We start from the raw sequence: 15,329 nt of genomic DNA, 5'->3' as shown, positions 1-15,329 counted from the left end.
GAAGCATGTGCCAATAATTTTTTTCATCAGAGGAGCGATCGATTTTGAGCCAGGTTCAAATTAAAGATCTCTATCCATTATCCCCTATGCAGGAAGGGATGCTCTTTCACTCGATACTTGATGAGAAATCAGATGCCTATTTTCAGCAATCCATTATTAGCCTTGGTGAGGAATTGGAAGTCTCTCTATTACAGCAAAGTCTGCAGCAGCTCATTGATCGTTATGATATTCTTCGGACTGTTTTTACATATAAAGAGACGGATCGTCCGCTTCAGATTGTTCTGGAGAAGCGCCAAGCTGATCCCGTATATGTAGAAGATGTAAGGGGGCTATCTCCGGAAGCTAAGCAGCAACGAATGGAGTATTTATTGAAGACCGAACGTGATAGAGGATTCGATCTGGAACAGGATATACCGTTACGACTTGCGCTGATTCACTGGGACCATCAGCGCTCGAAGCTGCTCTGGATATCTCATCATATTAGTATGGATGGCTGGTGCGTCAAGACAATTGCAGATGAATTCTTGCAAATATATACAGCACTTCGCGACTCTACCCCCTTATCTTTAGGGCCAGTAGAGCCATACAGCCGCTTCATTCAATGGCTTGAGCATCAGAATCGTGACCATGCTCTTGAATATTGGCGTCAATATCTATCTCAACTGGAGCATGAGACGACCATTCCAGGTTATAGTCGACCTTCGATAGCAGCAGCTCATTATAATTCCGCCGATTGGGTGTGCACCTGGGATGCGGACTTGGTGGAAGGTATCGAACGTCTAGCCAGACAATATCGGGTAACTCCAAGTACAGTGTTCCACTCTATTTGGGCCGTATTGCTTCATAAATATAATAACAGTGACGATGTCGTAATGGGCACAGTTGTGTCTGGTAGACCCCATGATATCGCGGGGATAGAAGAAATGATTGGGTTATTCATCAATACCATCCCTATTCGGGTAACAGCTTCGATGCAGGATCGGTTCTCGGAGATACTCACATCGATTCAGCATTCAAGCATAGAATCCGACCGCTATTCATTTTTATCGTTATCAGATATACAGGCCGGTACCGAACTGAAACAAAACCTGATACAGCATCTCATAGCATTTGAGAATGTTCCACAAGAGGGGGCTGCGGACTCCTTCTTAAGCTCAGGTGCGATTCAACTAGAGGGGATTCAAGATATTCATCGAACCAACTACGACCTGAATATCATCGTCATGCCTGGACGTACCTTTGAGATTCGCTTTAGCTATAACCAGCAAGCCTATGAGGAGGAGATGATTCGTCAGCTTGCCACTCATTTGACTCGAGTTCTCAAACAGGTGATAGACACGCCAGATATCCTACTGTTCCAAATCGACATTCTTTCTGAAGATGACAAACAGCTGCTTCTTTTTGACTTGAATCGCACAGCGACAGACTATCCATCAGAATTAACAGTCTATCAATGCTTTGAAGCTCAAGCACTAAGAACACCTGAGGCCGTTGCATTACGAAGTGACTCCAAAGTTATGACGTATCAGGAGCTGAACGAAGAGGCCAATCGCCTTGCTCATTTCCTCATCAATAAAAAAATGGGACCTGGGCAGATCGTTGGCATCGCTGCTGAGCATTCCTGCGAGCTAATCATTGCCATATTAGCAGTATTAAAATCGGGAGCTGCCTACTTGCCTATAGACCCTCAGTATCCAGCCGAGCGTATTCAATATATGCTGAACGATTCCAAGGCACGTATGGTCCTGGCGCATAAGGAACTGCTTCATCGTATGGATTTCAAGGGTGAATGCTTCGATCTCCAGGATCCGTCCATCTACTTGGAGGACTGCAGTAACCCGGATCTGGATTGTAGTAGTGATCAGCTAGCCTATGTCATCTATACCTCTGGCTCCACAGGTCAGCCCAAAGGAGTCATGGTCGTGCACAGAGGCTTGACCAACTATATCTGGTGGGCGAGTGCTAGCTACTTAACTGGTGAGAGAGAAGTATTCGCTTGCTACTCTTCCATATCGTTCGACTTGACGGTGACCTCCATATTCGCACCACTGATTAGCGGACATTCAATCAGACTGTATAGGGATGACCAAGCGGAATTTGTACTGTTTCGAATCCTGCGCGATCAGATGACAACAGTGGTCAAGCTAACCCCTGCCCATCTAACATTGCTGACGGATGCTGGTATCGTGAACTCGAGCGTGCGTACCTTCATTGTTGGTGGAGAGGATCTCAAGGTGAGCCTGTGTCGGAGTATTCATGAGCTGTGGCAAGGAGATATTGCGATTTTCAATGAATATGGCCCTACTGAGACTGTAGTAGGATGCATGATTCATCGTTTTGATTACGATCGGGATACCAAGAGCTCAGTTCCCATTGGAGTTCCTGCGGATAATGTAGCCATATATTTGCTTGATGCTGCGCTGCGTCCCGTACCCTTCCATGTAGAAGGAGAGATATATATTGGGGGGGATGGCGTTGCTCGTGGTTATCTGTACAAGGAGGAGCTGAGCCGGGAGAAATTCATCCCGAATCCCTTTATCCCTGGCACCTTCATGTACAGAACCGGCGATCTGGCACGGAGACGACCTGACGGAACGCTGGTATACGGAGGGCGTGCAGATTTTCAGGTTAAAATCAAAGGATATCGCATTGAACCAGGAGAGATTGAGAATCTGTTGCTTCAGCTCGAAGCTGTTACCGAAGCATATGTTATGGTTCATACTTCCACTCAGGGACAAAAAACATTGTGCGCCTATTTGGCTGCTGATCAATCGCTTACTTCGAATGCAGTTAAGGATTATTTACACCCATTGCTACCGAGCTATATGGTGCCGTCTCATATCGTAGTTCTGGATACATTGCCACTGACGGTGAATGGCAAGGTAGATCGATCCGCTCTTCCTGCACCGGGTATATCAACAGACAAGACTAGTTATGTAGCTCCTCGAACGGAAGAGGAAGCACTTTTGGCAGTGATCTGGCAGAGCGTACTGGGCAGAGAAAGTGTAGGAGTATATGATGACTTTTTCGAGTTGGGTGGCGATTCGATCAAGGCTATTCAGGTATCTGCCCGCTTATATCAAGAAGGCTACAAGTTGAATATGAGGGACCTGTTCAAACATGGTAACGTCGCTGCTCTGGCTGCTCATCTGAAGAAAGAAACGGATCCGAGCGCAGTCAATCAGGAGGAAAATGAGGGCACCGTTACGCTGACTCCTTACCAAATCAGAGCTATCGTTGAGCGAGAAGCTTCCGCCTCTCATCACCATTCAGACATTTTGTACTGGTTCAGACAACAGGGCTTTGATGAGACTGCTCTAAGAGCTGCTCTGCATCAGTTGCTGGCTCGTCATGACAGCCTACGGATGAACATTCACAGAACCTCTACAGGTTATGAGGTTTCGCTTCATGATTCGTGGATGGATAAGCTAATACCTCTGCAGCTTCGAGATGAATACGGGAGATTTGATGCTGGAACTGAATTCAATCGTTTATCTTTACCACCAACAACTGAAGAGAGCCCATTACAAATGGAGCTGTTACATCAGCCAGGCGGCGATCTCTTGACAATTGCAGTCCACCCGGCCTTACTGGATGTTTGGTCCTGGTCTGTGGTTCAGGAGGACTTATCAATAGCCTATGAGCAAGCAAGTAAGAAAGAAGCCGTGTCTATACCAGACAAGACGCTTTCCTTTCAGGCATGGTCTATCGTCTGGAACAACCACATTAGTGAAGCGGAATTCATGGCTGCAAAAGACTATTGGAGTCGGTTCGAACGGGAATATGCGCTAGCACCTGTGGCACAGATTCAACCTGATGGCTTGTTACCAAAGACGGAACGGGACAGTACGGTCAGTTCCATCACGACTAGCTTAACCCTAGAAGACACCACTTTGCTGCTTCGTGATGCACATCACGCCTATAACACGACTCCTCAAGAATTGCTGGTGACCGCTCTCGCCAACACCTTGAAGGATTGGACGCATCATGAGCGAATTGGGGTCTACCTAGAGATAGATCGCCGAGATACGTTATCTGGAGCAGATATCTCCCGAACAGTGGGTTGTCTCACAGCGAGCTACCCTGTATTATTTCAGCTTCGTGAAGACAGTGAGCTGTCAGATCATCTCAAGCATATCAAGGAGCACCTGCGGCATGTCCCTGCATATGGGGTAGGCTGGAGCTATGCACAGATAACCGATGATATTCAGATCAGCTTCTCGTATACCGCTTCTCCACAGGTTGTTCTTGAAGAAGGTATGCATCTGGAGCTATCTGGTCCAAGGCAAGGAAGCGTGCGGGTTAGGGCTCATGCCACTGGCGATTCAGTAACCTTGATGATTCAATATCATCCTGCTGATTACCAGCAAGCTACCATGCAACGATTCATGGATGATTGGTTGCAGCACATCAGGGCTGTGCTGAAGCACTGTGCGGGTATTGCAGAGCCACAATTGACTCCAACTGATGTATTGCTGAAGCCTATCACGCAGGAGCAGCTGGATACGCTAGTGTCCCGTGCGCAGAGTGTCGGAAACATGGAGAACGTATATCCGCTCTCTCCCATGCAGAAAGGAATGTTCTTCCATAATCTGATGAATCGGGAGCAGGGGATGTATTTTGACCAGGTTGCCTTTGATTTGCAAGGCGAGTTTGACCCCCAGTACTTCCGTCAAAGCTTGCAACTCTTGATCCGCAGGCATGCCATCTTTCGCACCAATTTTTACACGGGATGGCATGATCAGCCACTACAGGTCGTATATCGGGATAAGCAAGCCGAGTTCAGCTATCGGGATGTAGTGGGTCAGGACACTATCGTCTCTGACTATATGAGACAGGACAGGTACAGAGGCTTTGATTTGGGCAAAGATGTACTATTACGAGTTGCAGTATTTCGTATGGGAAATCAGAGCTATCGGTGTGTCTGGAGTTATCACCATATCCTGATGGATGGTTGGTGCATGTCCCTGGTGACGGATGAAGTATTCACTACCTATTTTGCTCTCTTGAATGGTCAGCAGCTGCAAGAATCTACAGTAACACCATACAGTGATTATATTCACTGGCTTGAGCGACAGGATAAAGAGAGTGCTCGCAGGTACTGGAACGACTATTTAACTTCCTTGGAGCAACAGACATTACTTCCTGGCGTACAATCGCCACAGATAGCCTGGCAGAATACAAGAGAGATGGAGAGCCAGTCTCTATCCGGTCCAAAAAATGAAGCTACGAAGCCGATGTCAACTTATATCATCGCCAATCATACTGTGGAGCTAGGCAGTGATTTGACAGGGCAGCTAAGGCAGCTGGCACAGCAGCAACGTGTCACGCTCAACAGCGTGCTGCAGAGCGTCTGGGGAATTCTGCTACAGAAGTACAACCACAGCCGCGATGTTGTATTCGGAAGTGTCGTATCTGGTCGCCCTCCTGAATTGGAGGGGGTAGAGAACATCGTTGGACTTTTTATTAACACTATTCCAGTACGAATCACATCAGATGCTGAGCTAAGATTTATAGAGCTACTTCAGCGCTTACAGCAGCAAGCGGTATTGTCTGCCGAATACGACACCTATCCGCTTCACGAGATTCAGTCGTTGACAGAGCAAAAGCAAGCCTTGATTCAGCATATTATGGTGTTCGAAAATGTTCCCGTTACCCAGAGGCTTGGGTTGCTGAGCTATTCTGGATTGTCTGGGGAAGAGGGAATAAGCATTTCCAATGTAGAAGCGACAATGCAAACCAACTATGATCTGAACATCATCGTTGAGCCTGGAGACTCGCTGCAGATAACGATGGAATACAATGCTTGTGTGTATCCTGCTGAAGCCGTAGAGCGTCTGCAGCAACAGTTCCTGTATCTGCTTACCCAGGTTGTGAAGCGGCCGAATAGTCTCGTGGACGAGCTAACATTGGCAACACCTGCTGAGCAGGAGACGATTGTTAATCAATGGAATGCCACTACGGTGGAATATCCGAAGGATAAGTCTATTCGTGAGCTCTTTGAGCAGGCTGCAGTCTTATACGCAGATCAGATAGCCGTCAGGATGGGCAGCAAGGTACTGACTTACCGAGAGCTTAATGAACGTTCCAACGCCCTCGCTCGAACCTTACAGGATAAGGGGGTATGTAAAGAACAGGCGGTAGGCATTCTTTCTGTGCGATCATTAGAAATGATCGTTGGCGTACTGGCCATTGTCAAAGCAGGAGGGATGTATGTACCGATTGACCCGGATTATCCGGTGGATCGAAAAATCTATATTCTGGAGGATTCGGGTGCACAGCTTCTGCTTGTTCATGGAGAAGAACACCTGGATGATGAATATGGCAACTGTGATTTGCTGGATCTGCTCTCAGCGCATTCGTACAGTGATTCTGTTGATAATGTGGAAATGGAACACGAGCATCCAGGAGCAGCATATGTCATTTACACCTCTGGATCCACGGGTAAGCCAAAAGGGGTTGTAGTGGAGCAGCATAATGTGTTGCGGCTAGTTATGAACACAAATTATGTCCATCTGGATAATACAGTTCGCATATTACAGACAGGATCCCTGGTCTTTGATGCATCGACCTTTGAAATATGGGGCGCCCTCCTTCATGGGGGCCAGCTTATTTTGACAGAGCGCGAAGTGCTGCTGGATGTAGCCGCTTTGAAGGAGCTCATCCGCTCTTCAGGGACAACGACTCTATTCATTACAACTGCTTTGTTTAATCAACTCGTGCAGCAGGATGCCATGCTGTTCAGTGAGCTGCGGGAGCTGTATGTAGGCGGAGAGATCATGTCGCTTCCACATGTGAATAAGGTGCTCCACTCCTGCCCATCCCTTTCGCTTAGCAATATATATGGGCCTACAGAAAACACTACCTTTACAACAAGTTATCTGCTTGTCGGGGAACAGACTGAAGCTGTGCCGATCGGCAGACCGATTAGCAACACCACAACATATGTTGTGGATGAGGGCATGAACTTGCTGCCTGTTGGAGCCTGGGGAGAGCTGGTGATCGGCGGGGATGGCGTGGCTCGAGAATATTTGAATCGTCCAGAGCTGACTGATTTACATTTTATTCCGAATCCATTCATTGCGGGCACGCGCCTTTACCGTACAGGTGATCTGGTTCGCTGGCGTGAAGATGGAGTATTGGAATATCAGGGGCGAAAGGATGAACAGGTGAAGGTTCGCGGCCATCGTATTGAGCCTGGGGAGATTGCTTCTTATATGCGCCGAATCGAATCTCTGCATGAGGTCGTAGTTGTTACGTGCGAGGATTCTGAAGGCCAAAAAGCGTTGTGTGCCTATTTCACCTCGAATCGTGAATGGCAGCTGGGTGAGCTGCGAGCCCTGCTGCTGAAGGAACTGCCGTCTTATATGGTTCCGTCCTATTTCGTTAAGGTTAGTCATATCCCGTTGACCATCAATGGCAAGGTGGATCGCAAGATGCTGCCTGAGCCGCAGGCAGCATCCAGGCAAGACCGTACTTATGTGGCCCCAACTACAACAGAACAGAAGCTGCTGGCTTCGATTTGGGAGGGCGTATTAGGCACGACTCCTGTCGGTCTGCAGGATAACTTTTTTGACCTGGGTGGAGATTCGATTAAGGCTATTCAGGTAGCCTCCAGGCTGCAGCAGGGAGGATATAAGCTAGAGCTTAAGGATCTATTCAAGCAACCGACGATCGAACAGCTGGGATCGCTATTAATTAAGGCGACAGAGTCAACAGCTGAACAGGGCGAAGTCGAAGGGCAAGCACCTCTAACTCCTATTCAGCATTGGTTCATTCGGCAGGGAGATGAGGTCGCAACTCATTTCAACCAGGCGGTTCTGCTTCATAGACAGTCAGGCTTCGAGCAAGCTGCCCTGCGCAAGGCTCTGCTTAAGCTAGTCCAGCATCATGATGCGCTTCGTATGGTATTGCGGAACGGAGAGACAGGTTATGAACTCTGGAATAGAGGATGGAAACAGGAGTATGATATTCACCTTGAGATTCTGGACTGGAGGGACCATACAGAAGTTACGGAGCTGCAACGAGGAGTGGAGGATAAATCCAATACCACACAGTCCAGCCTAGATCTAGAGAATGGACCGCTCATGAAGGCTGTATTGTTCCGCTGCCCTGATGGAGATCACTTGCTCATCGTCATTCATCATCTGGTCGTGGATGGTGTGTCCTGGCGAATCATTCTGGAAGATTTGAATATGGCTTATGAGCAAGCGCTGCAAGGAATGGAGTTATCTTTACCAGACAAGACCGATTCCTTCCAGCTGTGGTCGCAGCATCTAACTGCCTATGCGAATGCCTCTAATAGGGACAAGGATGATGCCTATTGGGAGCGGTTGAATCAACGTGCCTTGACCGTATCAGCAGATGACAGCACTTTTGCTGAGTCAAGTGATATAACCTTCGGAGATAGCAAAGTAGTCAAGCTTCGACTGTCATGTGCAGAGACAGAACTGCTGCTGAAGCAGGCGAATCGCACCTTTTATACTGAGGTGAATGACCTGTTGTTGACAGGCTTGGGGCTTGCATTGGCGGACTGGACCGGCAAGGAAGAGAATCTGATCAATATGGAGGGACACGGGAGAGAGGACATTTTGCCAGGCCTCAACATCACCCGAACTATAGGCTGGTTCACCAGCCAATACCCGGTACTCCTCAAGGTCGACAACGAGGATGACCTCGGTACATGTATTAGAAAAGTTAAGGAGGATCTCCGGGGGATTCCGCAAAAAGGCATTGGTTACGGCATTTGGAGGTATTTGAAGAGCACAGTAAATGGTGAATCTCAAGGAGAAAGAGACGCTTGTCCAGTATTCGCTGAGCCGAAGCTAAGCTTTAACTATCTCGGCCAGTTTGACCAGGATGTTCAAGGAAGTGAGGTCCAAATATCTGAATATTCCTATGGTCAGGATATTGGCGATCAATTTCCGTTGCCTTATGATCTGGATTTGGTCGGCATCGTTACCGAAGGTGCTCTCGAAATCGATATTCGATATAACACACGGTTATATTCTGAGCTTTCAGCTCAACAATTTTGCATCACATTGAAGGGCTATCTGAGCCAAATACTTGAGTACTGTACTACCAGCAAACAAAGAGTGTTGTCACCGAGTGATTTATTGTTGAAGGGATTGACGATTGAACAATTAGACAGGCTGGTGGAACGCACACGAGGTATTGGTGAGATTGAGGACGTATTTCCTTTGGTACCGATGCAACAGGGGATGCTATATCACAGTCTGCTTCATCCAGACGACGCTTCTTATTTTGAACAAGCCAGATTTGATCTAGAAGGAGACTTTGAGCAAGCATATTTTGAAGAAAGCCTGCAGCTACTGGCGCGGCGACATGCTGTATTCCGCACGAATTTTATGGATGACTGGTGTGGGCAGCCTGTACAGATAGTATTCTCTGATAAGAAAATCGGCTTCAGCTATGAGGATATACGTGAGCATCATGATCAGATAGACAGATTGACCCTCTTTGCAGCTGCTGATAAGACAGCGGGTTTTGATCTTGGTAAGGACTCTTTGATGCGTGTTGCTGTGTTCCGAACCGGAGAGCGGCGCTTTCATCTCGTATGGAGCTTTCACCATATCCTAATGGATGGTTGGTGCTTGGCACTTGTAAGTCAAGAGGTATTTAGTGCATATGATGCAATGCGGCATGGAGAGCAGCCAGCCAGTCCTCCTGTATCACCGTACAGGAATTACATTGAATGGCTTCAGCAACAAGACAAACACGAAGCTAGGCAATATTGGCAGAGTTACCTGGCAGAATACGAGCATCGAGCCGCCCCTCTAGGAATGAGTAGATTAGTGAATTCTGATCCGAAGGCACAAGCACAGCCTGAATACGTATTGGCCAATCATACGTTCATGCTGAATCGAGAGCTGGTTGCTGGACTGGAGCAGCTGTCCAAAGAGCAGCAGGTAACCATGAACACGCTTCTGCAAAGCATCTGGGGAGTCATGCTACAAAGATATAACCATTGCTATGATGTCGTGTTCGGCAGTGTCGTGTCTGGGCGTCCACCAGAGGTGAACGCCGTGGAGAACATGATCGGATTATTCATCAATACCATACCGGTTCGGGTGCAATGTGAGCCTGATACAAGCTTCAGGGAACTGCTGCGTAACGTACAGGAGCAGGGGCTGTCTTCTACAGGCTATGGTTCATTCCCGCTATTCGAGATTCAGGCACTGACCAAGCAAAGACAAGATCTTATTAATCATATTCTGGTATTTGAGAACTATCCTGTTAGCGAGCAGCTTGAACAATTAGGTACAGGCTCTAATGAAGACGGAGAGCAGTCCTATCGCATATTCAATATGGACTTCACGGAGCAGACCAATTATGACTTCAACCTGATATGTGTCCCGGGAGAGCAGCTTGAAATTATAATGAAGTACAATGCATTCAGCTTCAGCCGGGAAATGGTAGAGCGTATGGCAGGGCATCTGATTCAGATGATGGAGCAGATTGTGAACGATCCATACGCAGTGGTAGGCTCACTTCAATTGCTGACCCAGCAGGAAGTGGAGCTCATTGTTCAACACTGGAACCAGACCGCTGATGTGCCAGTGGGAGATCAGTCAGTCAGCAGACGCTTTGAGGAGCAAGCCTTGCTTACACCGGATCAGGTCGCTGTGAGACATGGGGAGCAGGCTCTGACTTATTACGAGCTGGATCAATGGGCTAATCAGCTTGCATGGACACTGCGGGAGCAAGGGGTGGATAACGAACAAGCTGTAGGCATTTTTGCGCAGCGCTCGCTGGAGATGATAGTAGGTGTGCTCGCCATAGTAAAGGCCGGAGGGTTATATGTTCCGCTTGACCCGGATTATCCGGAAGAGCGAATCCTCTACATGCTGGAAGATTCAGGTGCCATGCTGCTTCTGGCACCACAGGAGCATAACAAGGCAATTCCGTTTCAAGGGCGTACACTGAATCTGCAGGACCCGCTTGTATATAGTAGCAACAGACAAGCTCCAGAGATATCGGGAGCAGGCCAGAATGGGCTGTACATTATTTATACATCAGGCTCTACTGGAAAGCCGAAGGGAGTACTAGTTGAGCATAGAAACGTCTTGAATCTCGTAACGGATACACAGTATGTGCAATTGGACGAGTCTACTTGCATTCTACAGACAGGGTCTCTGGTGTTTGACGCTTCTACTTTTGAGGTGTGGGGTACATTGCTGAATGGTGGACAATTGGTGATGGCAGATGCGGAGGATCTGCTGGATGCAAGCCGACTCGGAAAAATACTCGGAGATAATGGCGTCAATACGATGTTCATGACTACAGCTTTGTTCAACCAGATGGTACAGCAGGATGTCTCACTTTTCACAGGTCTACGGGAGCTAATGGTCGGAGGAGAGGTCATGTCTGTGACACATGTGAACAGAGCGATTCAAGCAAGTTCCGAGCTGCGAATTAGTAATATCTACGGACCAACCGAGAACACCACCTTCAGCACCATGTACACTTTACAGGGACAGCAGTTCGGCAATGTTCCTATTGGTCGCCCCATACAGCATTCCACGGCTTATGTAGTAAATGAATCTTTGCAGCTGCAGCCGATTGGAGCATGGGGGGAGCTTTTGGTCGGGGGAAGTCGTGTAGCCCGGGGCTATGTGAACCGTCCTGAGTTGACGGCTAAGCAGTTCATCTCTTCACCCTTCCGAGCAGGAGAACGATTGTACCGTACAGGTGATTTGGTACGCTGGCGGGATGACGGTGTCCTGGAGTACCAGGGCCGCATGGATCAACAAGTGAAGATTAGAGGCTATCGCGTCGAGCCTGGTGAAATTGAGTACAGAATCGCGAAATATAACGGGGTAAAGGGTGTCTTTGTCAGGGTACTAAGTGATCCGAGTGGTTTCAGCCTTTTGTGTGCATATATTGCAACCAATGAATTGATATCGACACGCGAACTCCGTGATTACTTAGGTGGGCATCTACCAAGCTACCTGATTCCAGATCGATTCCTATTCATAGAGAAACTTCCGCTTACTGTGAATGGTAAAATTGATACCAAATCCCTGCCTCTACCTGAGAATATCGATGTCTCAGGTGCTGGCTATGCAGAGCCGCGGACACCACTAGAACATCAATTAGCGGATATATGGACAACCGTACTCAATGTACAAAGAGTGGGCATTGATGATTCATTCTTTGACCTTGGGGGGCATTCCTTGAAGGCCATTCAGTTGATTGCCGCTATGAAGGAAGCAGGGATATCAACGGAAATTCATCATCTCCTTCAGCAGCAGACGATTCGTCGATTGGGAGCAACACGGTCACTTTCTAATGAAGAAGAGCTTGGTGGCGCTAGTGATCTGTTAAATCATTCTACATTCCGATTCACCAGTGCCGCCGAGGATAGCAGTAACGAGACGGAATTGGAGAGCTTTGATCACGAAAAGGCGCTGCAGGAAAAAAGTAATGAATTGTTGAGAGAGCTAATCGAGATGTGCGGACAATGGTCAGACCAACTATATGATGCTTATACCATCGGCTATTATGAGCTAGCGCCAATTCAGGAGTACCATGCCATGCATCCAATGGTCTCTGGAATGACAATGATCATGGAGGACGCCCTACAGTTGGAGCATTTGAACGCCGCCATTCGACAGTTGATCAGTAATCACGAATTGTTAAGAAGCTGCTTGACCAAGGAGCAGGAAGAATGGAAATGGGAGTTGAAAGAATCGCCGTCACAGCTCTCAGTTCCTCTTCTGGACTTATCAAGCTACTCCAGCTCCTCTCAGCATAAGCTTCTTGCGAGGGTGTTGCCATCCCTGTATTCAGCGAGACATGCAACGGGAACAGGATTGCAATATAGCTTCGTACTCGTTCGTATGAGCACCTACAGACATATGCTGGTATTTCTCTGCTCCCACACGATCTTCGATGGGACAAGCAGCGGTATCTTGCGCAGTCAGCTATTAGATGCATATGTTCAATTGATTCGTTCAGAGGCTAATCTATCATCTGAAGACATTCAAGAGCTTGACAACCATAAGTCCTATAGCTGGAGCTACCCGGATTATGTACAGCATGTTCGGCAAGGGCCACTTGATATGCCAGATATAGAGCTTGTAGATAACTTTAGATTGAGGGAGTTTGCAGACAATCATGTCCGAAAAAACATGCCAGACCGAGCCATTCTGGGCTCCTCAGGTAGCTCGTACCATTGGGAATTCGATTGCTTGCCGAACAAGGAAGAGAAGATCAGCCCATTGGATGTCTCATTGCAATTAGCGTATGCCTTTTTTAGCGATTACTTTGGATTGAAGCAAGTTCCGCTATGGCTTACTCACTTCGGAAGGCAGTATGGCTCCTACAGCTATTTTGGTACGTTTGGCGAGTGTATTGACCATATACCGCTGCTGCTGGTTGAGGAGAGTCCGGATCAGCGAGTGCAGCACTTGCAGGGAATGCTAGACACTGTAATTCATCATCACGTCAACTTTTTCAACCTGATTATGAATGAAGAGATGGTTGCCATCTATCCAGAGTCCAGCAGCTTGCTGAAGATGGGTCTTAAGCAATTGCCTATTGTGTTCAACTACCTTGGTGATATTACTGAAGAGGTGGAGTTAGGCGAATACTTGCACGATCTTGTTGTACTAGATGGAAAAGAGAGTGCAGCGGACGTTATCTACTTCGAGGTGCGATCGAGTGACAATCGACTGCATATCGATTTGACTCTGCCCTACACAGAGCCGAAGGTAGATCTTACCGACATGTTTGAGAAGCATAAGGAGAAGGTGCTATCGCTATGGATGGCCAACAAGAAGGAGATGAATATGTGAGTTTGTTTAGAGACATGCGCTTCTTACGTTTTTTTACTTCCAGAACTTCGGCCAATGTAGCAGATAGCATCTATTCCATTGCACTTCTTTACTGCGTGCAGGCATCAACAGCATCTGTTGCCTTTACCAGCTTTACGTACACAGCAGTATCAACTGCAGCAATATTCAGCTTTCTGGTGGGGCCGCTCGTTGACCGTTACAAGGCCTCGTTACTAGCCAGTATATCTTTATTTGTACAAGCCATTCTAATTGTTCTGGTGCCATGGTTTATTCAGGATCAAGGAACGAACCTAATCGGCATTCTGGTGGTTGTTTTTATAGCTTCGTGCTTCTCCATGCTATTCTACCCGGCCAATTCCAAAATGCTACCGGAGTTGCTACCATCATCAGATTTGATAGTCAAGGCGAATTCATTAATTACGTCTTCAGACCAGATTATCAATATTGCAGGATATCTTGCAGGTGCATCTCTGATCATTGTGCTTGGTATGAAAAACACTTTTTATTTGGCAAGTGGATTATTAATCTTTGCAGGCCTAGTGTATTTGAATCTGAATCGTGAGCGGCAAATACAGAGTGAATTCAATGCTGGTAAGCGAGGGCGCTGGAACTTCAAGCCATATTGGTCAGAGCTTAAAGAGGGGTATAATTTTGTCAAAAACCATACCATGCTGAGAATTATGCTTCCGTTTTTTGCAATGACGAATTTTTCAATGGCTATTCTGATCATTGCCTTGCCATCGATTGCAGTATCCTATAATTCACCTATGTATTACAGCCTGCTGTACATTGTGTATTTTGTGGGGATATTCTTAGGCTCCTTTTTAACAGGGATGCTGCGAAAGAATGGTCTTACAATATCTATATCCTGGATATTCATGGGGATTGCCATCTTTCTTTTTTCGATACTAACAGGGATGTTGTTCAAATTAATAGCTATTCTGCTGCTTGGCCTGTCAGCCGGTGTCATTAACGTATTACAGATATCCTTCGTACAGATTATTACGCCTCTTCCTCTACTAGGGAGGGTAATGGCATTTGTCAACACACTTTCCAGTGCTGCTCTTCCAATGGGTGCTCTGATTGGCGGCTTATTGACACTTCATTTTGAATTGAATGAAGTATTCATGATTAGTGCAGTGATTACCTTACTATGTGGTATTCTACTGCTCTCCATCAAGGCAGTACGACAATTTGAAATTCCTGCTGAAGCAGAGAAAAGAGTGACCGCTGTAGCTGCTACTAGTGAGAACAAATAAGAGTCTGGTCGCAGAAGTGGTCATTATGGTGGCTTTTGCTGTAAACAAATAATTCAATATTCTTTTGCAACAGAAGCATTTATAGCACTTTCCATTGGAGTGTTGTAAGCGCGGAACAAGTCAAGCAGCGAAAGCTCCCTTCGGATAAAAGTTCTAGATAGGTAGGGAGCAAGAGGCAGTTCATTTCATTATGTAAATACCATTAATTTTAAGTAGTATTTTAAATAAATGTAATCTATTTACAAATAAT

2 protein-coding genes are annotated in these 15,329 nt (G+C 47.0%); both read left to right on the top strand.

Annotated elements, in window-relative coordinates:
* Positions 1 to 44 precede the first annotated feature (44 nt).
* Positions 45 to 13,820 carry a non-ribosomal peptide synthetase gene (locus tag D328_RS30090; RefSeq protein ID WP_026281361.1) on the top strand — a complete coding sequence of 4,592 codons (13,776 nt, stop codon included), beginning with the start codon at positions 45 to 47 and terminating at the stop codon, positions 13,818 to 13,820.
* Positions 13,787 to 15,079 (top strand): MFS transporter, encoded by a 1,293-nt coding sequence (locus D328_RS0124520; protein WP_018887701.1) that lies wholly within the window; start codon positions 13,787 to 13,789, stop codon positions 15,077 to 15,079. The genes D328_RS30090 and D328_RS0124520 overlap by 34 nt, the downstream gene beginning before the upstream one ends.
* Positions 15,080 to 15,329 lie beyond the last annotated feature (250 nt).

The sequence above is a fragment of the Paenibacillus massiliensis 2301065 = DSM 16942 genome (assembly GCF_000377505.1).
GTDB lineage: Bacteria > Bacillota > Bacilli > Paenibacillales > Paenibacillaceae > Paenibacillus > Paenibacillus massiliensis.
The sequence above is the reverse complement of the archived record's forward strand: the minus strand, read 5'-3'. Positions and strand labels throughout refer to the sequence as shown.